25 protein-coding genes are annotated in these 25,371 nt (G+C 37.8%); 4 read left to right on the top strand and 21 right to left on the bottom strand.

The annotated features are described in order from the left end of the window. Nucleotides 1-93 precede the first annotated feature (93 nt). From M3189_RS20870 to M3189_RS20810, 13 genes are all read right to left on the bottom strand, one after another. Entirely contained in the window at nt 94-753 is a 660-nt protein-coding gene (locus M3189_RS20870; protein WP_251637646.1) for an HAD family hydrolase, read from the bottom strand. 50 nt (nt 754-803) lie between these two features. Beyond that, nucleotides 804-1,487, bottom strand: coding sequence for a fructose-6-phosphate aldolase (locus tag M3189_RS20865; RefSeq protein WP_251637435.1), 684 nt, complete (start codon nt 1,485-1,487; stop codon nt 804-806). Nucleotides 1,488-1,587: 100 nt separating this feature from the next. Next, complete coding sequence (locus M3189_RS20860; protein ID WP_251637433.1) at nt 1,588-1,950, bottom strand: PTS glucitol/sorbitol transporter subunit IIA; 363 nt, start codon at nt 1,948-1,950, stop codon at nt 1,588-1,590. A gap of 84 nt (nt 1,951-2,034) precedes the next feature. Then, the gene (gene srlE / locus M3189_RS20855) at nt 2,035-3,042 is read right to left on the bottom strand and encodes a PTS glucitol/sorbitol transporter subunit IIB (RefSeq protein ID WP_251637431.1); all 1,008 of its coding nucleotides are present in this window, start codon (nt 3,040-3,042) and stop codon (nt 2,035-2,037) included. 13 nt (nt 3,043-3,055) lie between these two features. After that, nucleotides 3,056-3,601, bottom strand: a complete 546-nt coding sequence (gene srlA, locus M3189_RS20850) for a PTS glucitol/sorbitol transporter subunit IIC (RefSeq protein WP_285889761.1) — start codon at nt 3,599-3,601, stop codon at nt 3,056-3,058. 4 nt (nt 3,602-3,605) lie between these two features. Further along, nucleotides 3,606-4,046 (bottom strand): transcriptional regulator GutM, encoded by a 441-nt coding sequence (locus tag M3189_RS20845; RefSeq protein WP_251637429.1) that lies wholly within the window; start codon nt 4,044-4,046, stop codon nt 3,606-3,608. A 29-nt stretch (nt 4,047-4,075) separates the two neighbouring features. Next, nucleotides 4,076-5,998: a BglG family transcription antiterminator gene (locus M3189_RS20840; protein ID WP_251637426.1), complete on the bottom strand. Its 1,923-nt coding sequence runs from the start codon at nt 5,996-5,998 to the stop codon at nt 4,076-4,078. 88 nt (nt 5,999-6,086) lie between these two features. Further along, nucleotides 6,087-6,887, bottom strand: a complete 801-nt coding sequence (locus M3189_RS20835) for an SDR family oxidoreductase (protein WP_251637424.1) — start codon at nt 6,885-6,887, stop codon at nt 6,087-6,089. A gap of 192 nt (nt 6,888-7,079) precedes the next feature. Beyond that, the gene (gene htpG, locus M3189_RS20830; protein WP_251637422.1) at nt 7,080-8,960 is read right to left on the bottom strand and encodes a molecular chaperone HtpG; all 1,881 of its coding nucleotides are present in this window, start codon (nt 8,958-8,960) and stop codon (nt 7,080-7,082) included. 277 nt (nt 8,961-9,237) lie between these two features. Then, entirely contained in the window at nt 9,238-9,597 is a 360-nt protein-coding gene (locus M3189_RS20825) for an ArsR/SmtB family transcription factor (protein ID WP_251637420.1), read from the bottom strand. Beyond that, nucleotides 9,598-10,017, bottom strand: coding sequence for an SRPBCC family protein (locus M3189_RS20820; protein ID WP_251637417.1), 420 nt, complete (start codon nt 10,015-10,017; stop codon nt 9,598-9,600). Between the two features lie 164 nt (nt 10,018-10,181). Next, nucleotides 10,182-11,168 carry a bile acid:sodium symporter family protein gene (locus tag M3189_RS20815; RefSeq protein WP_251637415.1) on the bottom strand — a complete coding sequence of 329 codons (987 nt, stop codon included), beginning with the start codon at nt 11,166-11,168 and terminating at the stop codon, nt 10,182-10,184. A 16-nt stretch (nt 11,169-11,184) separates the two neighbouring features. Continuing rightward, entirely contained in the window at nt 11,185-11,514 is a 330-nt protein-coding gene (locus tag M3189_RS20810) for a rhodanese-like domain-containing protein (protein ID WP_251637413.1), read from the bottom strand. Nucleotides 11,515-11,693: 179 nt separating this feature from the next. Between M3189_RS20810 and liaG the strand changes: the two genes are divergently transcribed. After that, complete coding sequence (gene liaG, locus M3189_RS20805) at nt 11,694-12,542, top strand: LiaG family protein (protein ID WP_251637411.1); 849 nt, start codon at nt 11,694-11,696, stop codon at nt 12,540-12,542. A gap of 113 nt (nt 12,543-12,655) precedes the next feature. Next, a complete protein-coding gene (locus M3189_RS20800; RefSeq protein ID WP_251637409.1) occupies nt 12,656-13,045 on the top strand; it encodes a hypothetical protein in 390 nt (129 codons plus the stop codon). A gap of 60 nt (nt 13,046-13,105) precedes the next feature. Here M3189_RS20800 and M3189_RS20795 read toward each other — a convergent pair whose 3' ends face one another. Then, nucleotides 13,106-15,337 (bottom strand): sensor domain-containing protein, encoded by a 2,232-nt coding sequence (locus tag M3189_RS20795; RefSeq protein WP_251637407.1) that lies wholly within the window; start codon nt 15,335-15,337, stop codon nt 13,106-13,108. Nucleotides 15,338-15,528: 191 nt separating this feature from the next. Between M3189_RS20795 and M3189_RS20790 the strand changes: the two genes are divergently transcribed. Further along, nucleotides 15,529-16,881, top strand: a complete 1,353-nt coding sequence (locus M3189_RS20790; protein WP_251637405.1) for an MATE family efflux transporter — start codon at nt 15,529-15,531, stop codon at nt 16,879-16,881. 56 nt (nt 16,882-16,937) lie between these two features. On the opposite strand, the gene M3189_RS20785 is transcribed toward M3189_RS20790, so the two are convergent. The 4 genes from M3189_RS20785 to M3189_RS20770 are packed head-to-tail and all read right to left on the bottom strand — an operon-like array spanning nt 16,938 to nt 20,716. Further along, complete coding sequence (locus tag M3189_RS20785; RefSeq protein ID WP_251637403.1) at nt 16,938-17,906, bottom strand: sugar phosphate isomerase/epimerase family protein; 969 nt, start codon at nt 17,904-17,906, stop codon at nt 16,938-16,940. Beyond that, nucleotides 17,903-18,922, bottom strand: a complete 1,020-nt coding sequence (locus M3189_RS20780; protein WP_251637642.1) for a Gfo/Idh/MocA family protein — start codon at nt 18,920-18,922, stop codon at nt 17,903-17,905. Before M3189_RS20780 ends, M3189_RS20785 begins: the two co-directional genes overlap by 4 nt. A gap of 1 nt (nt 18,923) precedes the next feature. Next, nucleotides 18,924-19,955 carry a Gfo/Idh/MocA family protein gene (locus M3189_RS20775; RefSeq protein ID WP_251637401.1) on the bottom strand — a complete coding sequence of 344 codons (1,032 nt, stop codon included), beginning with the start codon at nt 19,953-19,955 and terminating at the stop codon, nt 18,924-18,926. Nucleotides 19,956-19,957: 2 nt separating this feature from the next. After that, entirely contained in the window at nt 19,958-20,716 is a 759-nt protein-coding gene (locus tag M3189_RS20770; RefSeq protein WP_251637399.1) for a sugar phosphate isomerase/epimerase family protein, read from the bottom strand. A gap of 134 nt (nt 20,717-20,850) precedes the next feature. Between M3189_RS20770 and M3189_RS20765 the strand changes: the two genes are divergently transcribed. Next, nucleotides 20,851-21,627, top strand: a complete 777-nt coding sequence (locus M3189_RS20765; protein WP_251637397.1) for an AraC family transcriptional regulator — start codon at nt 20,851-20,853, stop codon at nt 21,625-21,627. Nucleotides 21,628-21,752: 125 nt separating this feature from the next. On the opposite strand, the gene M3189_RS20760 is transcribed toward M3189_RS20765, so the two are convergent. The 3 genes from M3189_RS20760 to M3189_RS20750 all read right to left on the bottom strand — a co-directional run bounded on the left by M3189_RS20760 (nt 21,753) and on the right by M3189_RS20750 (nt 25,370). Continuing rightward, complete coding sequence (locus tag M3189_RS20760; protein WP_251637395.1) at nt 21,753-23,411, bottom strand: glycoside hydrolase family 13 protein; 1,659 nt, start codon at nt 23,409-23,411, stop codon at nt 21,753-21,755. Continuing rightward, nucleotides 23,408-24,460, bottom strand: a complete 1,053-nt coding sequence (locus tag M3189_RS20755) for a LacI family DNA-binding transcriptional regulator (protein ID WP_251637394.1) — start codon at nt 24,458-24,460, stop codon at nt 23,408-23,410. Before M3189_RS20755 ends, M3189_RS20760 begins: the two co-directional genes overlap by 4 nt. Nucleotides 24,461-24,533: 73 nt before the next feature. Continuing rightward, nucleotides 24,534-25,370, bottom strand: coding sequence for a sugar ABC transporter permease (locus M3189_RS20750; protein ID WP_251637392.1), 837 nt, complete (start codon nt 25,368-25,370; stop codon nt 24,534-24,536). Nucleotide 25,371: the final 1 nt, after the last annotated feature.

The following is a 25,371-nucleotide window of genomic DNA, read 5'->3' as shown; positions in this document are numbered from 1 at the left end:
AAGAGTTTTATAAACAAGCTGAAAAAGCCATCCAAAACACTGGATGGCCTTTATTAATCTATCAGTAACCGAAACTTGTAGTTGTATATCGTTTTAAATTTTTAATGTCTCAATTTTCTCTATAACCTTATAGAGCTCCTTTTCTTTCATACTATTTAATCGCAGATGAAAGGATTTAAATTCTAGATTCTCCGTAACCTTGTTCGGAACAATAACACATTTCAGTCCGGCCGCTATTGCCGCCTTTGACCCATTTACAGAGTCTTCGAATGCAATTGCTTCAGATGGTTCTATTCCTAATAGATTGATAACATTTTTATATAGTGTTGGATCAGGTTTCACTTTTTCTACATCATCTCGGGTTTGGATGACATCAAAATAATCTAGAAGGTTTACTTTTTCAAGAAAATAAGTTACCCACTCCCTATTGGAACTAGAAGCTAATCCAATTTTCAACCCTCTACTTTTGGCTTCCTTTAAATATTCATCTACTCCATCACGGGGAATTGGAAACTCCAGTTTTTCCTTATGTAAAGTATGTGATTTTTCAATGATTTCTTCTTTTGTCATTATTCCGTTTGTTTTATTCACAATGAAGTTATAAAGTGCAGTTGAATCGGTGCCAATATAATGAGCATATTCATCGATAGGTAGTTCACTAGATTCTATTTTAAGTAATTCACAAAATGCCTCATAAAGTGCGAATTCAGTATCAATGATTAACCCATCAAAGTCACAAATAATTGCCTTAATCACTAATTTCACCTCAACCTTTTAATATTTCTATTAGTTCAATATCCACGTTATTTTGAAGAATTTAAGAGTAAGCTTTCTTTCCCGTACTCATCAAACCAATCTTTTCTAAACTTTTCAACATTCTCTTTAATTGAAGGATGTTCAACCAGTGCCTCAATTAATTCAGGTGCAGCAGTGATTCCATGGGCACCCGCTAGAGAAATGTTATGAATTTGTTGAACGTTTTTAAAGCTTGCTGCCAATACCTTACAAGATAAGTGATGACGTTTGAAAATTTCTATAATTTCAGATACGACTTTCACTCCATCACCTGTTAAATTATCAATTCGGTTAACATAAGGTGCAACATACTCTGCACCAGCTTTTGCTGCCAAATACGCATTCATCGGGGTATAGATGGTGGTAGCTAATGTACGAATTCCTTCTACTTTAAGTAGTTTTATTGCCTTAAGCCCTTCCATGGTTACTGGAACTTTCACCAAAACATTTCCAGACAATGCTTCACAAATAAATCTTGCTTCCTCAACCATTTCCTTCGCATTCTTAGCGATTACTTGTACAAAAAGTTCCCTTTCTTCACCAATCAGACTTCTAATTTCTTTTAACAAAGGGAAGAATGGTTTTTGCTCATTTACAATTATACTCGGATTGGTTGTAACTCCATCAATTGGAAAAAATTCAATTAACTTATTGATACTTTCAATATTGGCTGAGTCAATAACTAACTGCATATGTCCCTAACCTTCCTTTCTTAGAAAAAGAAAGCTTAACTCCTGCAATTTCACCCTTCCAAAGTGGTCTACAAAAGTTAAGCTATTCTTCATTCATGGTTTATGAAAAAATTCGAATTTGATCTCCTGTTTTAACTTCTTGTATCTCAGTATCCTCTAAATATAATGTTCCAGGTAATTCAGGATTTTCGGAACCATCAAATTTTAATGTAATATGACCTAACGATGATAAATTCTTTTTAACTGCGTCACCTACAGCAGTGATTTTATATTCATGATTACCGAGTAGAAGTTTATCACCGACTTCAATGTCACCCTCTACATTTTTCACATTGATTAACAAACAATATTCTGCTAATTCTGCTGGAGCATTTTCCCCAAATAAAATCAGCATTTTTTCACCAAGAAAATCAGTTACTGAAGGACCAATATTATTTATTTGTGTATCAAACTTTGTATGCATGTAATATGTCTCCTTTACGTATAACTTAATATTGATTTACAGGATAATTTTAGAATCCTGGTCTGTATTTACCCTTTTATATAATTAATCATATAAACCAAAGCTAGCTAACCAGGCAATAAAGACCGTCGGTGCCCCAGTTAAGAACCTTGAATAAAGAACGGATGGAACCCCTACTTCTACAGTTTCTACCTCAGCTTCTGCCAAGCCTAGACCTACTGGTACGAAGTCTGCTGCAGCCTGTGCATTAATTGCAAAAAGGGCAGGTAATGCTAAATGAGCCGGAATATTTCCTTTTCCTATCTCTACTCCTATCAGAGTTCCTACCACCTGGGCAATTACCGCACCAGGTCCTAAGAACGGGGATAATAGCGGGAAGGAACATACTAGAGCAATGACAATTAAGCCCCAGATTGAACCAGCAAATGGTGATAAGAATTTAGCAAAAAGGTCACCGATACCAGACTCAAGAATAACACCAATTAACATTGCAACAAACGCCATAAACGGTAGAATTGTTTTGATAACAGTATCGATAGCATCACGTCCAGCTTGATAGAAAACACTGGTTATTGACCCCATACCCATACCAACTTTAGCCATTATGCCCTTTGGAGTTTGTTGTTCACTAATTTTCTTACTTGTACTATATTTAGGCTCCTTGATTGTTTGATTATTTTCTTGAACTGTATCTGCTTTAGGTGCCTCAACAATGTTAGTGTCTGCCAGCTTAATATGTTCAGTTTTTACTCCAGATACATATATATCCTCTGTAATATGCTTTGCTAGTGGGCCGCTTTGTCCCGTAGGCATAATATTAATTGTAGGAATTCGCTTCTGAGGGTATAACCCACAGCGTAATGTTCCCCCACAGTCAATGATGACACATACCATTTCGTTTTCCGGAACACTTGTTTTAAACCCATCAACAAGATCACAACCAGTAAGGTCAGCAATTTTATCAGCAATATCCGGCCTTTGCCCACCGGTAATATATACAACTTTATTCTTCTCAGCTGTCGGTGAAATTACTAAAGGACCACCGAAACCTCCGGATCCTTTTGATACGATAATTGATTTAAACGTTGTCATTTTTAGACACCTCCTATAATTGAACTGTATCTTTTAATTTTACATTTTGTTGTTTTGCGATATATGCTGTCGTTAAATCAGTTACCCAGCCTCTTAAGAAGTTCGTTACAATCCCTACTAAGAAGTAACGAAGTGCCAACTCTGTTACATCATGACCTAATGTTGTTATACCTGCTGCAATTCCTAAGAATACAAACAATTCACCTGGATTAACATGCGGAAATAATCCATTATGCGTATGACAAGAATACGAAGCGGCCGCATAGTAACTTGGTTTGTATTTTTCAGGTAAAAATCTTCCAAGTGACAGAGTCATAGGGTTTGCCAAAATGAATGTTCCAATAATCGGGAGTACAAAATATCGAGTAAATGGATTTTTTCCTGACTTCTTTGCAAGTTTTTCAACTTTTTCTTCCCCAACTAAGCGAATAAGAGCGTTCATCGCTACTAACAACATAATTAATAATGGTACAATTCCTGTAACAAGATCCATAAATGTTTCTCCGCCTGTACGGAATAAATTCATAAATCCTTCAGCTAAATTAATAATAATATCCATAATTTCACCCTCTTCTTATTTCTTTCTTTTTTGGAATTAAATAGTCAATCCAACCTTTTTTCACTCTTAGCTCTCCACCCTTAGAAATAATGTCATAGCTTCTAAGTGCGTCAGCAATCGCTAGTTTTGTTAATTTATCAATACTCTTAAAGTCTTCCTCCGAAATTTTCAACAAATATTTTCCTTCAAAACCCTTTAAATCTCTTACACGAGAAAAAACGGTTACCCCTTGCATTTTTGCTGCTTTTATTATTTTATTTCTTTTATCGATTGCAAACATGACAACCGTCCCGGCACGAAAGGCTCCTGTTTTCTTTCCAATCGCAACCCGACCTAAAGTTCTCATTTCGGCATATCTTTTATTAAAATGCTTAATTTGTATGAAACCGAATATGCTTTGGACAAGCCATGCGGCTCCAATTAAGATAATTAAGTAGACAACCATTCCTCTCATCCCCTTCACAAGTACTTCTATCAAATGCTTGATTGTTCGATGACCTGCTTGAATTCCTCATAAGTGCAAACGTTCCCCAAATGATCTATTAAACGTTGGTTATTAGCGATTCGAATAATTTCGTCATAGATTTTGACAATTAAATGCTCATTGTGGTCATTTTGCTGTTCCGGTAAGCCGAGCAAGAACACGAGCTTGACTTCCTTCCCATCTGAAATTATCTTTTTGGGAAACATGCCTATTGCAAGCTCGATTGATTGAGATTGGTGGTTAAACGTATGTGGAAAGGCAATAAAGCGATCAAACACCATAGATCCTTTCTCTTCTCTATCTTTTAATCTTTCTTTAAACCCCTGATCGAGTCGACCAATCTGGACTAAGTGTTCAACCATATCTTGTACATTTTCGTGATAGCCTTTTTCGCTATCCAATAAAAAGAAATTTTCCTTGGTAACCAAATGGGTAACAACGGATTGATAGTCATTAGCATTTTTGATTTTTAGTTTTTGCATATAGGTGACTTTTTCAATTTCTTTTGTCACATTCTTCTCATCAAAAATCTCTTTAATCATAATAAATGGTGTGTTTGTTTCAAAAGGTAGTTTGACAGTTGAAAAAACAAGATCATATTGATCTAACATCTGTTTAGTTACGTCTCTTTCTGAGAATAGATCAATCTCTGTATTTTCATTGAGAACACGTTCTAACTGAATAGCCACTAATTTCGCTGTTCCCCTGCCAGTTCCGCATACGACAGCCGCCCTTTGAAACCGCTTTACTTTTATATCACTCTGACCAATAAATACACCAAAGTAGAAAGCTAGGTAACCTAGCTCATCCTCAGGCACTTTAAGCTCATACCTTTTTTCAATCACTTGCCCGGCAAGCTCTGCCATTTTATACGCAACAGGATATTTACTCCTCACATCGGCTAGTAAAGGATTTTTCAAACGCAGCCCAAAAATCAAACGGTTTAACATGAAAGTTAGATGATATTGGAGGTCTTTAAAAAATGACTCATTTTCCTGAATAATTTCCTTTTTAAAACCTACTTGTTCAACAATTTGTTCTAATAATCTTTTTACATCGTTAGTTATTGTAATATCTGCTAATGTTCGATTGTTTGTAGGTGTTCTTCTACCTGCAATCGGAATGGTTATAAATAAGATTTCAGACTGAGGTATTTCAACCGGAAGCTGACGTTCAATTGCTTGGACCATCTCTAAAGCTATTTGATATTCCTTTGTATTCAGTAGCTTTTTATGTTTTTCTTCTATTTCTGTAAGCGGATGATTTTTTAAAAGTCGATCCAACATAATAGTGATAAATTCCATTAATCTAGTTTGAGTCGTCGATTCTAAGTTGTACTTATTTGATATTCTCTCGATAGCCTCTGTAATATCAGCATCAAGTGGGTAATCACCATACAAGACATCATAAATGTTATCTAGAATATAGAAGCGAAGGTCTAATTCCTTGCCTTTTAGCTCCATTCCTCGGTTCGGTTTTCCTTCAATAATTAATTTATAGGTTTCTAAGGAAACAGCTGCTTTTTTTATCTCATTGACAAGTGTTGTTCTGCCAATATGCATTTCAGAAGACAAATCATCCAGCGTATATGTCTCCTCTGAATTAATTAGTTTGTCAATAATAAATGCGATTCTCCCCTTTTGGGAGTTTAGTAAATCTTCCACTTGGCTATTATTTTCCAGTAAAGATTCGAATGCTTGCTTGTCAACAATATTTAAACGGTAGCCTTTGCCTCTTTCATTTGTAATGGAAGCTATCCCTATTAAATCATCGTTTATTTGTTTAAGATAATTGCGAATTGATCTTGTGCTAACTTCCATATCTTCCGCTAGTTCTTCTAGGGAAAAGTAGTTTTTTGCTCGAGCAATTGCAATTATCTTTGTTGTTCTTTCATCTACAGTTATGTCAGACATTCCATCACCCCTTTATAAAATGAATGCCCTTTTTGTTTCTCCCGTTTGGTCTGGCATTCATAAAGGCTTTGATTTGTCCTTTATTTCATTACCCGCGAGACTTTCCGCCTGAGATATTGACAGTTGTACCAGTAATATAACCGGCACGATCCGAAGCAAGGTAAGAGACTAAATCGGCTATTTCCGATAGTTTACCTTCACGCCCTAAAGGAATAGATTTACTATAATCAGTTGACAAACCATCTACGGTGACACCGCGAGTATATGCCAATGCCTCATTATACGCATCTGTTCTTAAACCAGTAGTTTCAAGAATGCCAGGAGCGATTGCAACTACGCGTATGTTGTGTTTTCCTAATTCCTTTGCCCATGCACGAGTAAATGCAATTACAGCACCCTTTGTTGCAGAGTAACAGCTTTGTCCCGCAGATCCCTCTTGTCCAGCCTCTGAGGAAACATTGATTATAACACCATTACTTTTCTTTAACATTTCTTTTGCCGAAGCTTGTGCAAAAAGATATGGTCCTTTCTGATTAACCGCAACCATAAAATCAAAATCTTTTTCATTTAATTCGTACTCAGGCTTTTCACCCTTGTCATCGACTAGTAGTCTAGGCAGGTTAACTCCTGCGTTATTAACTAGGATATCCAATGAACCAAATAACTCAACCGTTTTTCTAACCGTAAAGTCAACGCTTTCCTTACTTGTTACATCACATTTGATGAAATAAGAACCATTAGACTGTTGTCCCTCTTCCCCATTCAAATCAGCGACAACTACTTTTGCACCATTATTTATAAGACCATTTGTTATATTTAAACCGATACCAGAAGCACCACCAGTAACAATTGCAACTTTCCCTTCTAAATCAAGCCAAGAACTATTCATTCGTAATTCGTCCTCCTTCTACACTTCTATTTACAAAACTTTATCGTTTATGAGTTTAGTATAATGAAAGAGTAGATAGAAATTAATACAGTCTTTTTCACACAAAAGTGAAAAAGACTGTATTATTACGAAGATTACTTATTTTATAAACAGCTGAAAAAGCCATCCGCAGTGGATGGCTTTTTCGGTGTTTTACACCATTATCTTACAGATGTCATTCGTAAATTCAACTGGGTCTTGGATTGGTAAACCTTCAATTAGCAGTGCTTGATTATATAGCAACTTCGTATACAATTCTAATTTTTCTTTATCATTTTTAAATGCTTCTTTTAAGGATTCGAAGACTTCATGATTTTTATTAATCTCTAAAACCTTATCTGCTTTGATATTTTGATTATCCGGCATGGCTGCTAGAATTTTTTCCATTTCGATGGAGATATCACCTTCGGTTGCAAGGCAGACAGGGTGAGACTTTAAGCGTTTTGAAATTCTAACATCTTTAACCTTATCAGCTAGGATGTTTTTCATATAGTCAAAGATTTCTTTGCTTTCGTTCACTTCTGTTTCAGAATCGTCCTTGTTGTCTTCGCCTTCAATTCCTAAGTCGCCACTGGAGATGGATTTAAATTCTTTCTCCTTGTAGGTCATCAGCATCTTGATTGCAAATTCATCAATATCCTCAGTGAAGTAAAGAATTTCATAGCCTTTTTCAGAAACAAACTCTGCTTGTGGCAGTTTGTCGATTCTCTCAATCGAATCACCCGAAGCATAGTAAATATACTTTTGCTCTTCGGGCATTCTTGATACGTATTCATCTAAAGTAACGAGCTTCTTCTCTTTAGAAGAGTAGAACATGATGAGGTCCTGTAGTACCTCTTTATTCGCTCCGAATTCACTATAAACGCCATATTTTAATTGACGGCCAAACGATTTATAAAATTCTTCGTATTTTTCACGATCATTATTAATGAGGCTTTGTAATTCACTTTTAATTTTCTTGTTAATGTTTTTAGAAATCAGCTTTAATTGGCGATCATGCTGCAGCATCTCACGAGAAATATTTAGCGATAAGTCCTCAGAGTCAACCATCCCTTTTACAAAACTAAAATGGTCTGGAAGCAGGTCTGCACACTTGTCCATAATTAAGACGCCGTTTGAATAAAGCTCCAAGCCTTTTTCGAATTCTTTTGAGTAGAAGTCATATGGCGTTTTTTCTGGGATATATAAAATGGCATTGTAACGGATGGTCCCGTCAACACTGATATGGATATGTTTAATCGGCTTATCAAACCCGTAGCGTTTTTCAGCATAGAAATTCGCATAGTCTTCGTCGGTGAGTTCGCTTTTATTTTTTTTCCAAATTGGAACCATGCTGTTGATGACTTGTTCTTCAACATAGTCCTCAAACTCATTATCGCTGCCCTCTTTTGGTCTACGACTAGAAACATCCATTTTAATTGGGTAGCGGATAAAGTCAGAGTACTTTTTGATAATCGACTTTAAACGGTACTCTTCGATGAACTCATCATAATTTTCATCTTCCGTGTTTTCTTTGATTTTAAGAATAATCTCCGTACCAACAGAATCTTTTTCGGCAGTTTCAATACTGTAACCTTCTGCCCCATCTGATTCCCACTTATAAGCTTCCTCGCTGCCTAATGGTTTACTTATTACAGTAACAACATCTGCCACCATGAAAGCCGCATAGAAGCCGACACCGAATTGGCCAATAATGTCATAGCCGTCTTTTATTTCTGTTTCCTTTTTAAAAGCTAGAGATCCACTCTTGGCAATCGTTCCAAGGTTAGTCTCAAGCTCTTCCTTCGTCATACCAATCCCAGTATCAATGATTTTCAAGGTTCTATTTTCCTTGTCAGGGATTACTTTAATAAAGTAGCTGTCCTTGTCGAAGCTTAAATTGTCATCCGTTAATGCTCGGTAGTAGATTTTATCAATCGCATCACTTGCATTTGAGATTAACTCTCGTAAAAATACCTCGCGGTGTGTATAAATAGAGTTAATCATCATTTCTAACAGCCTTTTAGACTCAGCTTTAAACTGCTTTTTTGCCATAGAAACCTCTCCTTACTCAATATGTTAGATAGATTTTTCTTCGATTAGCACTCTTACCTTAAGAGTGCTAATGCCGACATTAATTAAATATCATATTTCGGTAGACTATGTCAATGAAATAGCGGCACACTTTTGTATGTGCCACTTATTTTAGTCGTTGGAGTTACCCATATGCTTTTTCTGCATGCTCTTCGGTAACTCCATACCCCATGGAGTTACCCAAACGCTTTTTCCGGATGCTCCTCGGTCACTCCAGATTCTACTAAAAAAACCGACATCAATCTTTGTCGGTTTCATCTGATATATTAACTTTCATGCTTGGGTTTTCAACGATATGCTTAAGGATTGAAAGTTTGTTTTCCCAAAACTTTTCGTAGTAGGACAGCCAGTCTTTTAGTTCTGTTAACGGCTCTGGATGAAGCCGGTATATTTTTTCTCTTCCTACTTTTCTTCCACTCACTAATTCAGCTTCTGATAGAACCTGAAGATGCTTGGCAACGGCCGTTCTGCTTATCGGAAAATGAGAGGTTATTTCAGAAATAGGTAAATCCTTTTCCGCAAGCAGTCTTAGTACCTCTCTCCGGGTTGGATCAGCGATTGCTTGAAATACATCATGCTTTTGAACTGAAGATGACACTTAGCTCTCCAATAGCGTACGAAGCTTTTCTAAGATGCCTGTCCAGCCGTGCGACATGCGCTCACGAATAACAGAAGCCTTTTCGCCTGCTTTTCCAACCATTTCATCCGCTGCTTTCCATCCGCCATGGATTAAAGTGAATTCCGTTTTATCTCCCAAATCCTTTAAGCTAAATGATAAAAACCAGCCATCTGTATCCCAAGTGAATGAAAGAGAATTTGGCGGGTCAAATTCGGTTACTTTACATGGTGATGGACCAAATGGAGATTGAATATGAAATTCATAGCCTACTTCTGGCTTAAAGTCATTTGGCATGAACCAGGCTGCGATCCCCTCTGCTGTGGAAACCTGATCCCATACCTTTTGAATAGGTGCATTAATGACGACTGTTTGTCTAATATCTTCTAATGTATTTTGCAAGAATTTCTCCTACCTTCATCTTTTATATAAAACCTTTTGGTTTCACTTTCTGTATTATATAAAACCTTTTGGTTTCATGTCAATCCATTTTCTTCATTTACTTTACCCTAAATAAAAGTTTAACAATCAAAAAAAGACACTTCTATTTGAAGTGCCCCTTCGTGTCATATTCCTTCATTTTTGTTAACACCTTCAAGATTTATATATAACGTTTTCTTGTTAAAATAACGGGACATAGAATATCCTGCAAAAGAAGCAAGTACCTGCTGGAACAGCATAGCGACAACCACTGGAACCGCCACTGCTGCTGGAAAATAAGTGACCGCAATTACAGCTCCTGCACTAATATTCCTCATTCCGCCAGAGAAGGTCAGAGATACGACCGTATCTCGGTCACTTCTGATTAGTTTACCAATTAAGAACGAAAATACATAACCAGTGGCAGCAATAAAAAGGACCACAAGAATGATACTAATTAGTTTTAAATTAATGTTTTTCAAATGAGGTGCAATGACTGCACCGTTAAGCATGACAACTATTCCGAGACTAATTTTTGAAAAAGGTGCCAAAGTCGAGCTCAACTTTTTGGTTACACTGCCCTTTAAAAATTGATTAAACAGCATTCCAAGTACCGAAGGCAGCACAATCATTCCAACTAAACCTTGCATGATTCCGAACATGTCCATTTCAATTTTTTCACCTATTAAAAATGTTAGACAATAGGGTACAATTAACGGGGAAAGGATCGTATCGATTAAGATAATGGATAAGGTCAACGGGATATTTCCTTTATAAATCGATACCCAAATAAAGCTCATTACACCCGTTGGAATGGCCATTCCTAACACTATACCGGTAATGGTAAAGATATCATCGTGGAAAGTAATATGCCCAACACTCCAAGCCCAAATTGGCATGAGTATGTGTAATATAATCATTGCAGCAAAGATTGGAAGTGGATGACGTACCACATCCGATAATGATTTGAAATTAGAGTTCAGGCTCCCAGCAAATGTCATAAAGGCAAATATCCAAGGAATTAAATACGAAAAGTCCTTTATATAGGCAGCTAGTAATACACCCAATACAACACTCGTGGGAGTGATTAAAGGCATTATTTTTTCAAGTTGTTTATTTAACGTTAGCAGCATATTGTTTCTCTCCAAGCTATTTTCTATATTCCTTCCAAGCGGTAAGGCCGCCTTCTAACACTTCAACTTTATAGCCAAGATTATCAAGAATCCTCGCACACTTTGCAGCTGAGTTTCCAGTCGTACAAGTAACAACAACAGGCTGTTCCTTTGGTAGCTGTTTAAAATCATCACCATCTTTAAGATTAAAGATTTCTGTCTTCGGGATATTCAGGCTCACCAACTTAGGGTCTTCGATATGGAATTCATTAAATTTTTCAACTGCTCGAACATCAAGAAGAACAATCTGATTCTCACCTAGAATTCTCTCATGAAGTTCACTAGGGGAAATATTTTTTATTGTCATCGTTAACACCTCCAATACAAAGAATATCACACTATTAATCGTTCGGAAATCGAATATGATTTCCACATTTCTGCCATTATACGTCTCTAGTCTTAGAAATAATTAAATCTCTGGTTCATTGGTGCTTTATGGTAAATCCATTATTATTAAACTATAAGAAATGAAGGGCAGGGATTTATTTGAAGAGGATTGTGATTCTTTTATTAATCATTACCGGGTTATATATTTTATTTAATCAGTCTTTCCAATTTGATGGTTTTGCATTTGGAAGCAATAAAGATGGGAGAGCATCGCTATCAAAAACAATAGAAACCATTGATATTAAAGTGGCTGGCGTAAAAACGACGATTATTCCTGAGAACCGTGATGATGTTGAGGCGGTAATAACAGGAAAAGGCTCGCTGACTGTTAAAGAAACAGTCAATAGATTAGTAGTTGAAACGAAAAATAAAATGTTTAATTGGTTCTCCTTCTCTGAAAAGAGCCAACTAAAAATCTATATTCCTGAAGAGTATAACCGTGATATGACCATTCAGATTGGCTCAGGCATCTTAAATTTCTCTGGACAGTCGATGAAATTAAATGAACTTTCTTTAGATATTGGTTCTGGGAATGTGAATATTGATCATTTAGAAGTAAATGAGTTTACTCATGATGGTTCATCAGGCATTGTTAAAATTGATACATTAAAGACTAAATCAAGCACCTTTGACCTTAGTTCTGGAAATTTAGAGGTTAACCACTTTACAGGCGCACTGAAAGCAGATGTTTCATCTGGAAGGTTCTCCATGCAGATGGATAAACTTAATGATCCGATTGAGATTGACCTTAGCTCAGGGAATGTAAATCTTGATTTACCTGATAATGCGGAATTCAACTTAGATGGCGAAGTGAGCAGTGGAAATATTTCGAGTGATTTTCCACTAACAAGTAATGGATCTGATAAAAAGAGTTTAAAAGGAACACATGGCTCCGGGAAGAATCAAATAAATGTTGAGGTATCCAGCGGTAATATTCATATATTCTAATAGTGTAAAGAGCGCTTGGAGCCAAACTCCAGGCGCTCTTTCCTTGTAACCAAAAATGTCCAACATACATACCGTATATTGCCTTGTGTTTTTACTATGGAAGGAGCGTTACCATGTATTATTACCACTATCCTTATCCACCATATCCTCAGCCCCCTGCTTACCCAGGTTATTACTTTTATCCCCCAGTAACCAGGCAATATCCGCAGGTGGATGTAAATATTTTCACGAAGTCCATTAAATCCTATCGGCTATTAATGGACCAAGGCAGTATCCTGTTGGACCGGTTAGGTGATGAAGATTTTGATGTTAAGTTAATGTCTTTTGCTCAACAGGGGAACAAAACGGAAGTAGATAAATTAATCAAAACGATTGGTCTTAAAGTACCTGTAGAAACAAAATATACGCCGACCGGTATAACTTTTGAGCTTTCCGCCCATCCCGACCTAAGCAGCCCCATATCTTGCTGTACCTTAACCGTACACATGAAATGGGGAAGCTAAAAAACCTTCAACTAGAAGGTTTTTTTCAAAAAAAAGAGGCGGAGTGTTTCCGCCAGTATTCTATTTAATAGAAACATTGCCTTTTACCAAAAATTCTTCCAGCTTCTCAGCAGATAACGGTTTACTGTAGTAATACCCTTGTCCAATCTGGCAAGCATTCCGCGTTAAGAATTTAACCTGCTCTTCCGTTTCAATTCCTTCTGCTATAACACCAAATTTCAAATTCATCCCCATATCAATAATCGTTTTCACCATCATTCCTTGATTAGAGTGATAAATAATGTCGTCGACAAAGGATTTATCAATCTTTATTTTATCAATAGGAAGATGTTTTAAATAGCTTAAAGAGGAATAGCCCGTACCAAAGTCGTCCACCGCTAGAAGAACACCTAACTTCTTTAATTGATTCAGAATGATGGTAGAGTTTTCTAGGTTTTGCATAAGACTTTCAGTAATTTCACGTTCCAAGTAATTTGCCTCTAAACCAATTTCCTCGAGCATCTCCGAAATAAAATGGATAAAATGTTCGTCCTGAAATTGTCGGACAGAAACGTTTACTGCGATTGGAAAGTCTTCATATCCCGCATCTTTCCACGCCTTCCTCCGTTCACATGCCTCTCTTAGTATCCATTTTCCAAGCGGCACAATAAGACCCGTTTCTTCTGAAAGCGGGATAAACTCAGAAGGAGCTATATAGCCATATTGTGGATGATTCCATCGAATCAATGCCTCTACCCCGACAATTTTCCCAGTACGTAAATCGAGCTGAGGTTGATAGTGAAGGGTCATTTGCTTTTTATCCATCGCTCTTCGTAACCAGTTCTCTAATTTCATTTTCCAGGTGGAAATACCATCAAGGTTATTGGAATAGAATTGATAATTATTTTTTCCGTTTTCTTTTGCCTGGTACATGGCAGTATCAGCATTTTTTATAAGTGATTCTTCATTGCGTCCATCCATTGGATAAATACTAATACCGATACTTGTAGTGACGTAAAATTCTTCACTATTCACTTCAAAGGGATAGGAAAATTCATTAAGGATTCGTTTAGCCACATTTGAAGCATTTTCTTTGTCCACATCTTCTAGGACAATGATAAACTCATCACCGCCCTGACGTGAGACTAGTCCCTCACTCTGGACTGCTTTCTCTAGTCGACCTGCAACTTTTTGAAGAATAATATCCCCAACAGAATGACCTTTGGTGTCATTAATAATTTTAAATCGATCCAGATCTAGGAATAGTACTGCGTGTTTTTTGTCCTCTTGCTGGTGTAGAATCTCAATAAGATGATTTCTAAATTGATTTCGGTTGGGTAACCTTGTTAACGTATCGTAATATGCCATGAATTTAATCGTTTTCTCCGATTGCTTCCTTTGGGTAATATCACTGCCTACTACCTGAACGGCAAATCGTCCTTCATATAGAATAGACCTTGCAGCCATCTCCACATCAATGCTTTTACCGTCTGTTCGTCTAACCTGAAACTCAAGCCTAAGCCGCTCGTTCTCCAATTTATCCGGTGAGAATACTTTACGTTTAATTAAGTCTGTAATTTGCAAAGGAACAAAATTCTTAACTGATTGCCCAATCACCTGCTCCTGATTATCAGCGCCAATTAATTTGTAGCCCGCTTCATTTATATATTCAATTTTCCCATCATAAACAACAGCAATAATATCAGGGGACATTTCAACTAGACTTTGATAGAGCCCTTCACTTTCTTTTCGATCTGTAATATCGAATAACACACTTGTAAAATCAACAAAGTCTCCTTTTTGGTCAAAGGTTGGTATCCCTCTGTCCTGTATCCAGCGTACTTCACCATCAGGGCGAATAATACGATATTGACTAGTGGCTGTTTCTCCAACTGCAAGTTTCTTTTCTCTATCCTTTAAAACAGGCAAATCCTCTGGAAAAATAACTTCTTTCCAAAGGTTTGTATTTTCATAAAAATCATCCAGCTTATATCCATAGAGTTTTTCTATTCCTGGTGTGATTAATAGCGTGTCTGACTTTAAATCATGGGACCAGATGGCAACATCTAGAGTATCAAATATATTTTTCATTTTCTTCTCGTTAATCGTAAATTCATCGGCTTTCCTATCGAATTCTCTCACTAAGAAGTATAGGAGACCGATAGCAACGATCGAAATAACCGAAGCGACATTGTTTACTATTTTAATAGAATGAAAGAGGTCCGGATTAATTAAATCTATAGCTTGTAAAAGGACAAATAATCCAACAATGAGGATTAACAAAAACCTATATAAATTTCTTTTTGTAAACATATTTGCCCCCATTTTAGTAGTGTTATAGTTTAAAAATAGCAAATTAATAGCTAGATAACAATCTTATTCTTTTTCCATTTGTTAGTCCCTGTATTTGGAATAACTTCAAACAAAAATTTCTATTTATAAAACCCTTCATTAGGAGTAAAATTAAGCATTATTTTTATTAAACAATAGAATTGGAGAATAGTGTGGAGGAACAAAAAAGCAATTATCAGGAACAAACTCTCTTTAGTATTACGTGGCCGCTCTTTATTGAGCTTTCCCTTCATATGGGAATGGGGATTGTGGCTACCTTGATGTTAAGCCATTACTCGGACCAGGCAGTAGCAGGTGTCGGCGTGGCCAACCAACTGTTAAATATTTTTATATTGGTTTTTAATGTTACATCTATTGGGGCAACTGTATTAATCAGTCAAAATCTAGGTGCAGGAAACCTTCAACGTGCGAGGCAATTATCCTATTCTGTATTTGGATTAAATTTCTGGTTTGGAGTAATTATTGCCATTATTGTTTTTATTTTAGGAGAACCACTTCTTCGTCTGTATGATGTTCAAGGTTTGGTGTTCGACTACGGAATTACCTTTGTACGAATATGTGCACTTTCACTCTTTTTCGAATCACTCTCTCTGGCTTTAAGTGCAATCCTTCGCAGTCATGGGTACACGAAGGAATCAATGATGGTTACTGTTTTTATGAATTTAATCAGTATTGGCGGGAATATCATTGCGACTACAGGAATCTTTGGCCTTCCAATTACAGGTGTGACGGGTGTTTCCTGGGCCATTTTTGCAGCTCGAGCCTACGCTGTTTGTGCTCTATTGTATTTGCTTTATAACAGACTTTCTTTAAAAATTGTCATCAAGGACATCTTCAACGCAAAAAAACAAGATATCCGTGAATTGCTCGAGATTGGGATTCCGTCAGCAGGAGAAAATCTTTCCTACCAATTATCTCAAGTGGTTATTACTAGCTTTGTTGTTACAATGGGTACAGCCTCTTTGGCAGGACGGGTATATATCTTAAATATCAGCATGCTTTGCTTTTTGTTCACGGTCGCAATCGCTCAAGGAACCCAGCTTTTGGTAGCACGTTATATTGGTGGGAAACAATATGATCGTGCCTTAAAACGAGGAATTCAAACTCTAAAGATTGCTATGATTGCATCAACCTTAGCTTCACTTATTACCGCCTTCGGAGGAGAATTTGTTTTAAGAGTATTCACAGAGGACCCATCCATTATTATGGTTGGACTTCCTGTTTTATGGGCTATTGTCTTCGTAGAGCCCGGAAGAGCCATGAATATCGTCCTGATGAGTTCACTAAAGTCTGCAGGAGATGTTCGTTTTCCCGTTATCATTGGCATTATTTCAATGTGGGGAGTAGCAGTCACTTTAAGCTATTTATTAGGGGTTCATTATGGATTGGGACTATTGGGAATTTGGCTTGCTCAAGGAACTGATGAGTGGCTGCGTGGCGGCTTTGCATTGAGGCGCTGGCTAAGTAAACCGTGGGAACGGCTTACGAAAGCAGTATTAAATTAATCGAAAAGGTAAAAAAACATAAGGGACGCAATGTCCCTTATGTTTTTTTGTATAGTTTATGCCCACCACATTTGAGAAACAGACTCTTCTATTAAAACAGATTTCAAATTGGTCACGGCACGTTTAAACCCTTCATCTATAGACATGATTGGGTCCTCATGCTCGATACTGACTACATAATCATAGCCATATGTGCGAAGTGCACTCATCATGTCTGACCAATCTTTTAAACTATGTCCACAGCCAACTGAACGGAATGTCCATGCCCTCGTTCTTACTTCCCCGTAGGGCTGCATATCTGTTAGCCCATACATATTCACATTTTCTTGGTCAATGTAGGTGTCTTTCGCATGAAAATGGTGAATCGCATTTTCTTTTGCTAAAATTTTGATTGCAGCTACTGGGTCAATCCCCTGCCACCATAAGTGGCTTGGATCCAAATTAGCACCGATTGCGTCACATGTTTGCTCACGCAGTTTTAATAGCGTATATGGAGTATGAACTAAAAATCCGCCATGAAGCTCGAGCCCGATTTTCACGTTGTGTTCCTTCGCATACTGACCGACTTCTTTCCAGTAAGGAATTAACTTTTCTTCCCATTGCCACTGTAAGACTGAGCCATATTCGTTTGGCCATGGTGTTACCGGCCAATTTGGATATTTTGCACCTTCATGGTCACCAGCTGTACCCGAAAAACAGTTCACAACTGGTACACCTAGAAGTGAGGCAAGTTTAATCGTTTTTAATAGAGTTTCATGGGAAGTTTTCGCAAAACCTTCTTCAGGTGATATTGGATTTCCATGACAACTAAAGGCACTGATTGTCAATCCACGATTCTCCACTTGTTGAAGGTATAGATTACGAGCTTCTTCACTCTCTAATAACCCGTCTAAATCACAATGACTGTTTCCTGGATAACAGCCTGTACCAATTTCAACTGCGTGAAGGCCAGCTTCTTTGACAGTATCTAGCATTTCCTCAAATGATTTTTCTGCAAACAATACCGTAAAAACTCCTAGTTTCATAATTTATTTCCCCCACTCTCATATATTTGATCAATAATCTGCGAAACTTGAAGTGCCTCTTCTGGTTTTACCACTAACTCATCCATGCCAAGACATGCTTCAATAAAGTTCCTAGCCTGCTGCAACCCATGGTCTTCTTTACCAGGAAGCCATGCAGCTTCACTATTTAATAGCATTCCGTTCTTTGTTGTATAAAGTTCGAAAGGAAAGACACTTAATCCCCCGTCCACACCAGAAATGCTAAGATGCTCAGCATCAGCCTTTATATTGGCAGACCATGACGTTTCAAACAACATCGAAGCACCATTTTCAAATTGAATATAGGCTGTCACATGGTCATCGACATTAAAGGTTTCATGGTTAAACGAGCCCCATTGATTCACTTGGTCAGGCATTTTACTTAATGTGTTATAGGTGGTGCCTGTCACCGTTGTATGGTTTGGATTCCCCATCAGCCATAGAGCTAAATCTAACAAATGGCAGCCATAATCAATCAAACTGCCGCCGCCCTGCAGGTCTTTGTTGGTAAATACTCCCCAATTCGGGACCTTTCGGCGTCGCAATGCCTGAACCCTTATTACAAGAGGTGTACCTACGTCCTCCATGGCCTTCTTAGCTGCTTGCGCTTCCTTCATAAAACGATAATGATAGGCAATTGCGAGAACTTTATCTGCATTTATAGAAGCCGTGAGCATCGCCTCGCATTCTTCTGCAGATAAAGCCATTGGCTTTTCACACAATACATGTACTCCCGCTTCAAAGGCTGCAATCGTAATTTCTGCGTGGAATTTATTTGGCGTGCAAATACAAACGGCATCAACCATTGAAAATAGATCGTGATAATCCGAAAAAACATAAGGGATATTATATTTTTCTGCCGTTTCCTGTGCACGTTCGACATGAATATCACTTAAAGCAGTAATCTCACAACGATCCTTTAACTGTAGAAACGAAGGAATATGGCGGCCTAAGGCAATACCTCCAACCCCGATGATACCAATACGCAGCTTTTTCATCTTACTCACGCACTCTTACAATTCGCTTTGTTTCATTGGACTCTAATGCTGCCAAAATAACCTCCAATGATTTCATACCTTCTTCCCCGGTGACAGGCACCTCACAATCCTGTATCACAGCAGCAACAAATTGATCAATGACACGAGAATTATTTTGCCCCCCAGCTGCATTGGATTGGATTTTACCAAGCTGATAATTTACTAATTCTCCGTTCGCATATTGAACGACAAGGGAATTTACAGGATCATCCTCTAAACGAAGTATCGCTTTTTCTCCATATATAATGGTTGAGTTATCTTCTTTGCTTGTGTAAGCCCAGCTAGCAGCAAGAGTTCCGATGATTCCACTCTCGGTTTTTAATACACATACCGCATTATCATCAACACTTGCAAAATCCTTTGCATTGGTTTCAACAAAAGAACCTACCTCTGTAATTTCTTCACCCAGCACATAGCGAAGTAAATCGGTCTTGTGTACACCCAAATCACCCATCGCTCCAACAAATGCCTTTTCTTTTTCAAAGAACCAACTTTCCTTCCCATCAATACTCCAGCCTTCTGGTCCTCCATGTCCGAATGCTGTACGGAAGCTGTAAATCTTACCCACTTCTCCGTTTTGGATTAACTGACGAGCTCTTTGATGTGAAGGTACAAATCGCTGATTATGAGCAATCATTAGCTTTTTGCCATTGGCATTTGCTGCCGCAATCATCTCTTTTGCTTCTTCCCTGGAGGTGGCCATTGGCTTTTCACAGAGAACATGAAGACCAGCGTTTAAGGCAGCAATCGTAATGGGAGCATGGAGATAATTTGGTGTACAGACACTTACTGCCTCTACCAAACCGCTGCTTATTAATTCTTCATAGCTACTATAAGCCTTTGCCCCATATTTTTCAGCAGTTGCTTGTGCACGTTCCTCATTGATATCACAAACAGCTATCAGTTCAACATTTTTATTCGAACTATATTCAGGCAAATGACGATGGATGGCAATACTGCCGCAGCCAATTACACCAACTCTTAATTTTTTCATTATTATCCCTCCAATTTTTGTTTTAAATAGTTGATACTAATTTCAATACTGTCAAATGGTGTTAGGCGACTTACATCCTGCTCAATAATCCACCACTGTACACCCGCTTTTTCACCGTTAAGTAGGATTGATTCAAGATCCACCCCGCCTGTTCCAAGCTCCGCAAAAAAACCTTCCTCATCCATGGTCATGTCTTTTAAATGGATAAGCGGAATTCGATTTTGATATCGTTCCATCCAATTAACTGGGTTTTCCCCTGCTTTTGTCAGCCAATAAACGTCCAATTCAGCCTTTAAAAAGTTAGAACTTGTATTGTCATAAATGGCTTCAAGTGCCATTCTCCCGTCTGATAACTTATTCAATTCAAAATCATGATTATGATAGCAGAGCGTTATCCCTTCATTCGAACAAATCTCACCTGCATGGTCTAAAAATTGAATTAGGGCTATATAATCTGCCTCACTTCTAGAATCAGGCATTAAATAGGGACAGACGACATAATGACAGCTTAAAGTTTTTAAATCCTCAATAACCTGATACAAATTATTCTCTAATTCTTGTAGCGGGATATGACATGCTACAGCTTGTAAACCAAGTTCATCAATCAAAGCCTTGACCTCTTGAACAGGTAATCCTCCATAACCTGCAAATTCAACACCGTCAAAGCCAAGTTCAGCCACTTTCTTTAATGTTCCAGCAAAATCTTGTTCACTTTCTGCTCGCAACGTATACATCTGTACTGCAATTGGAATGTTTGTCACCTTTACACCTTCCTTTCCATTAACCTTACTAATTTGATACCATAATAATTCCTTTCTCCATAAATAAACATAGATGATATAATTGAAACATCTACTATTTTGCTATTTTTCTCTTTTTTTATTGGGGGTTTAGGATGACAAACATATTATTTTGCGGCTATTCTTATCATACAAATGGGTATCACTCGCAGCATAAATCTGGATACCCCTCTTATTTGTTACGCCTGCAGACAGAAGGTCTCTGTGAAGTTGTGGTAAAGGGACAGAAAATGAAGCTTGAAAAAGGGGATCTCCTTTTAATTCAACCGGGAGATCACTATGAGCTACTCGTCAAAGATGGCCAGATCAGCGGGGATTATCACCTAGTATGTGAAGGTAATTGGGTAAATGAATGGTGGGGACGAAATAAAAAACAAAATGTTTCCCGGATCCATATCGATGAAAAAATGCTATCTCTATGGCGTCAAATTATGATGGAGAAACGCCGTCCTGCTTCTAATCAGGACGAAGAACTTACCACCTATTTGCTTAGGGCGCTCTGTTTATTTTTAGAACGGGCAGTTCACGAGACAGCCCCCTCATTCAACCGGCCCTACTCGGTAACACGAATGATGCGCTACATTGAGGAACACGCTACCCAGCCATTTAAGTTAGAGGATGTTGCACAGCATGCTGGCCTAAGCATTTCCCGTACCGTTCATCTTTTCAAAAGTGCCGTCGGGAAAACGATTATCGAATATGCTCTCGAAATTCGGTTAGCCGCGGCTGTTGAGCAAATGAAATATACCGCCTTGACGCTAGAACAAATTGCCGAGGACTGCGGCTTTGGCAGCTATCCTTATTTTCATAGGGTATTTCATAAAAAGTACGGTGTTGCACCGGGCGTATATAGACGCATCGAATTGGCATAGAGTTATATAATTTTTATTCCAATAAGTACAGTACGGGCTCTCAGCCTATATTAATCTCTACTATAGGACTGAAACCCAAAAGGACGATTTCAAAATTTGAAATCGTCCTAGGTTTATTTGTGCTATTACATCCGATATACTCTCGCCTCGTATGGCTGTAAGCTTAAAGTCGTACCTTGGTCTTTGACATCATAATTACTCAAAATTAGATTGTGAATATCTACGTTTATCTCTTCAACTTTAGCAGGTTTTACAGAAAGGTTTACTATAACCAATACCTTATCTTGGTTTAATGTTCTTGTGTAAGCATAAACCTGTGGATCTTCTGCCAATAGTAAATCATAGGTGCCATACGTAAACACTTCGTTATTCTTTTTTAACTGAATCATCGCTTTGTAAAAGTTCAATATCGATGTCTCGTCTTTTTTCTGAGATTCCACATTAATAGCTTTATAATTTGGGTTAACTTTCATCCATGGACTGCCTGTAGAGAACCCGGCATTTCGTTCATCTGACCACTGCATTGGAGTCCGAGAATTATCACGACCAGAAGCCCAAATCACTTCCATAATCTCTTCATGAGATGCGCCTTCTGCTTTTTTCAACGTGTACATATTTTTTGCCGATACGTCATTATAGTCATCAATGGAATCAAATTGAACATTTGTCATACCAATTTCTTGTCCTTGGTAAATGAACGGTGTACCTTGCATCAAGAAATACATAGCAGCAAAGGCTGTTGCACTTTCACGCCAAAACTCTTGGTCATTTCCCCAAGTGGAAACCACACGAGCTTTATCATGATTCTCAATGAACAGGGCATTCCATCCTTTACCTTCAAGCCCCTTCTGCCATCGGGATAAAACATCCTTCAGCTCAATAATATTAAGTTCCTTTTTCACTTCTGCATCCCAAAGATTCAGATGCTCAAATTGAAAAACCATATTGAACTTTCCGTGCCTTTCGCCAACCCACTGATCAACATCCGCTGCATCGTCAACTGTTACTCCATTCGCTTCGCCTACAGTCATGATGTCATACTTAGAAAAAGTCTCTTCCTTTAGCTCTTCTAAAAACGTATGAATACCATCAACATTCATCATTTTGTCAAAGCAGGAAACATATTTTAATCCTTTAGGATTTGGCATATCCTCTAGTCCAGCTTCTTTTTTGATATGGCTGATAGCATCGACACGGAAACCGTCAATTCCTTTATCGAGCCACCAATTAACCATGTCATAGAGCGATTGTCTAACCTCTTTATTTTCCCAATTAAGGTCAGGCTGCTTTTTCGAAAAAAGATGCAAAAAGTATTGGTCGGTTTCTTGATCATACTCCCAAGCAGAACCGCCAAAAATACTCTCCCAATTATTCGGCTCTTTCCCGTCTTTACCATCTTTCCAAATATACCAGTCCCGCTTTGGGCTTTCTTTTCTAGAGCGAGATTCTATAAACCATTGGTGCTCATCACTTGTATGATTGATCACTAAATCTAAAATCAGCTTCATGCCGCGTTGGTGCGTTTCATGTAATAGCTGGTCAAAATCAGCCATCTTTCCGAATTCCTTCATTACTTCTTGATAATCACTAATGTCATACCCATTATCGTCATTTGGTGATTGATACATTGGACAAATCCAAATCACATCAATTCCTAGTTCTTGTAGATAATCTAACTTAGAAATAATTCCTTGAATATCACCTATTCCATCCCCGTTAGAATCCATAAAGCTGCGAGGATACACTTGATAGGCAATCGCTTCTTTCCACCATATTTTTTTCATGTTAATTCCTTTCCAATCCTCTTTCCCGGATTTGGCTTTGTGCACGATGAACGTTCAATTATTCGATGAGAAATGATCAAGCGTTTAGTAGGTTCATTGCTATTTTCCACCATAACAATTAAGTTTTTCGATGCCTGATAGCCAAGCTCAAATATATTGATATCCACTGAAGTTAATGGCGGCCTTGCCAATTCTGCAAGCAGCACATTATTAAAGCTTACGATAGATAAATCATCTGGTACATTAATTCCGAGTTCATCCAATTTATTGAGAACACCTAATGCCATAAAATCATCTGCTACCACTAAGGCTGTTGGCGGTTGCCGAAGGGCCATTAATTCACGAACAGCCCCTTGACCACCTTCTCTTAGAAACTCTTCATGGATCATATATTCGTTGCTAATGGTAAGACCGGCATTTTTCAAAGCTTGTTGATATCCCGCAATACGATCGACCGTTACCATAAGCTCTTTACTTCCGCCGATAAAACCAATTTTCTCATGTCCAAAGCTTATTAAATATTCCGTCGCTTCTTTCGCTGCACGGACATTATCATTATCAACATGAGTTATTTCTTCCATATCCAGATAAGGCTTTCCGATTAAAACAAAAGGAAACCTCTGCTCTTTTAGATAAGATATAACTCGATCATCAACATTAGAATAAAGAAGTATCACTCCATCTACTCTTTTTCCTTGCACCATTTGAATCACAGCATCAAGAACTTCCTGCTCTGATTTACCTGTTGACATTTGCAAGGCATAATTTTTCTCCTGTGCCCCTTCGCTAATTCCCTGCAATACTGTAGGGAAAAAGGGATTTTGAAATCCAACATCCTTCGAACTCGGCATGACAAGACCTAACACCTGAGTGGATTGGCTTGCTAGATTTCTCGCATTTAAATTGGGATGGTACCCAAGCTGCTCCATTGCCTTTTTTACTCTTTGCTTTGTTTCATCACTAATTCTTGGACTGTCAGCTATCACTCTTGAAACCGTTGATGGAGCAACGTTAGCGAGTGCTGCAACTTCCTTAATCGTAACTGCCATTTCCTGCGCCCCTCTCAAAGGGTGTTTTAAATTAATTATAAAGGCGAGGATTACTATTTTCTACCTCAGTACTTTAACCTTTTGTTCCTCCTGCTGTTAATCCTGACACGAAGAAACGTTGGAAAGATAAGAATAGTATCGCTATTGGAACAGCAATCAATACAGCACCCGCTGCAAAAGTAGTAAATTCAGCCCCAAATTGTTTTGCTACTAACTCGTAAAGTCCAACAGCAAGTGTATAATTTTTTTCTGTCCTCAGTAAAATACTTGCGACAATGAAATCCGCAAAAGGTGCAATGAAGGAGAAAAGTGCTACTACCGCAATAATAGGTGTTGCAAGCGGCATGACAATTTGAAAGAAGATTCGTAAATGTCCTGCTCCGTCAATTTTTGCTGATTCATCGAGTTCCTTTGGAATCGTATCTAAGTACCCTTTCATTAACCAGGTATTCATCGGTATTTGTCCTCCGACATATACAAGGATTAGACCTAAATGAGTATCGATTAAATGAGTCAACATAGCTAAAATGTAAATGGCAATGAGCGCAGCAAAGTTTGGAATCATTTGTAAAATCAAAAATGTCATCAAGCCATTTTTACGTCCAACAAATCGATACCGTGAGAATGAGTATGCTGTAAAGCTTACTAAGATAACAGTAAATAGCATGGTTAAGATACTAACTTTTAAAGAATTAATATACCAATATACATAATTACTTTTACTTGTATCAAATAACTCTTTATAGTGGGCTAATGTCGCATTCTCAGGAATGATACTTGATCCTGATAAACTTTGACCCGGGTTAAAAGATGAACCAATGATCCATGCGAGTGGATATAGGATAATAACAAACATGATTAGGACAACGAGATACGTAAGGGTGAGTCTAACAAAATTTTGTTTTTTCATA

Origin of the sequence: Neobacillus niacini, from assembly GCF_023715415.1 — a bacterium.
Taxonomy (GTDB): Bacteria; Bacillota; Bacilli; order Bacillales; family Cytobacillaceae; genus Neobacillus; species Neobacillus niacini_C.
The sequence above is the reverse complement of the archived record's forward strand: the minus strand, read 5'-3'. Positions and strand labels throughout refer to the sequence as shown.

Excerpts from the sequence above, each read along its gene's own strand:
- M3189_RS20765 (WP_251637397.1), top strand. The coding sequence starts at position 20,851 with ATGACAAACATATTATTTTGCGGCTATTCTTATCATACAAATGGGTAT.
- M3189_RS20800 (WP_251637409.1), top strand. The coding sequence starts at position 12,656 with ATGTATTATTACCACTATCCTTATCCACCATATCCTCAGCCCCCTGCT.
- M3189_RS20795 (WP_251637407.1), bottom strand. The coding sequence starts at position 15,337 with ATGTTTACAAAAAGAAATTTATATAGGTTTTTGTTAATCCTCATTGTT.
- M3189_RS20815 (WP_251637415.1), bottom strand. The coding sequence starts at position 11,168 with ATGCTGCTAACGTTAAATAAACAACTTGAAAAAATAATGCCTTTAATC.
- M3189_RS20865 (WP_251637435.1), bottom strand. The coding sequence starts at position 1,487 with ATGCAGTTAGTTATTGACTCAGCCAATATTGAAAGTATCAATAAGTTA.
- srlE (WP_251637431.1), bottom strand. The coding sequence starts at position 3,042 with ATGACAACGTTTAAATCAATTATCGTATCAAAAGGATCCGGAGGTTTC.
- M3189_RS20760 (WP_251637395.1), bottom strand. The coding sequence starts at position 23,411 with ATGAAAAAAATATGGTGGAAAGAAGCGATTGCCTATCAAGTGTATCCT.
- M3189_RS20835 (WP_251637424.1), bottom strand. The coding sequence starts at position 6,887 with ATGAATAGTTCTTGGCTTGATTTAGAAGGGAAAGTTGCAATTGTTACT.
- M3189_RS20750 (WP_251637392.1), bottom strand. The coding sequence starts at position 25,370 with ATGAAAAAACAAAATTTTGTTAGACTCACCCTTACGTATCTCGTTGTC.
- M3189_RS20780 (WP_251637642.1), bottom strand. The coding sequence starts at position 18,922 with ATGAAAAAGCTGCGTATTGGTATCATCGGGGTTGGAGGTATTGCCTTA.
- M3189_RS20755 (WP_251637394.1), bottom strand. The coding sequence starts at position 24,460 with ATGGCAGTTACGATTAAGGAAGTTGCAGCACTCGCTAACGTTGCTCCA.
- M3189_RS20845 (WP_251637429.1), bottom strand. The coding sequence starts at position 4,046 with ATGGTTGTCTACTTAATTATCTTAATTGGAGCCGCATGGCTTGTCCAA.
- srlA (WP_285889761.1), bottom strand. The coding sequence starts at position 3,601 with ATGGATATTATTATTAATTTAGCTGAAGGATTTATGAATTTATTCCGT.
- M3189_RS20860 (WP_251637433.1), bottom strand. The coding sequence starts at position 1,950 with ATGCATACAAAGTTTGATACACAAATAAATAATATTGGTCCTTCAGTA.
- htpG (WP_251637422.1), bottom strand. The coding sequence starts at position 8,960 with ATGGCAAAAAAGCAGTTTAAAGCTGAGTCTAAAAGGCTGTTAGAAATG.
- M3189_RS20810 (WP_251637413.1), bottom strand. The coding sequence starts at position 11,514 with ATGACAATAAAAAATATTTCCCCTAGTGAACTTCATGAGAGAATTCTA.
- M3189_RS20840 (WP_251637426.1), bottom strand. The coding sequence starts at position 5,998 with ATGTCTGACATAACTGTAGATGAAAGAACAACAAAGATAATTGCAATT.
- M3189_RS20775 (WP_251637401.1), bottom strand. The coding sequence starts at position 19,955 with ATGAAAAAATTAAGAGTTGGTGTAATTGGCTGCGGCAGTATTGCCATC.
- M3189_RS20785 (WP_251637403.1), bottom strand. The coding sequence starts at position 17,906 with ATGAAACTAGGAGTTTTTACGGTATTGTTTGCAGAAAAATCATTTGAG.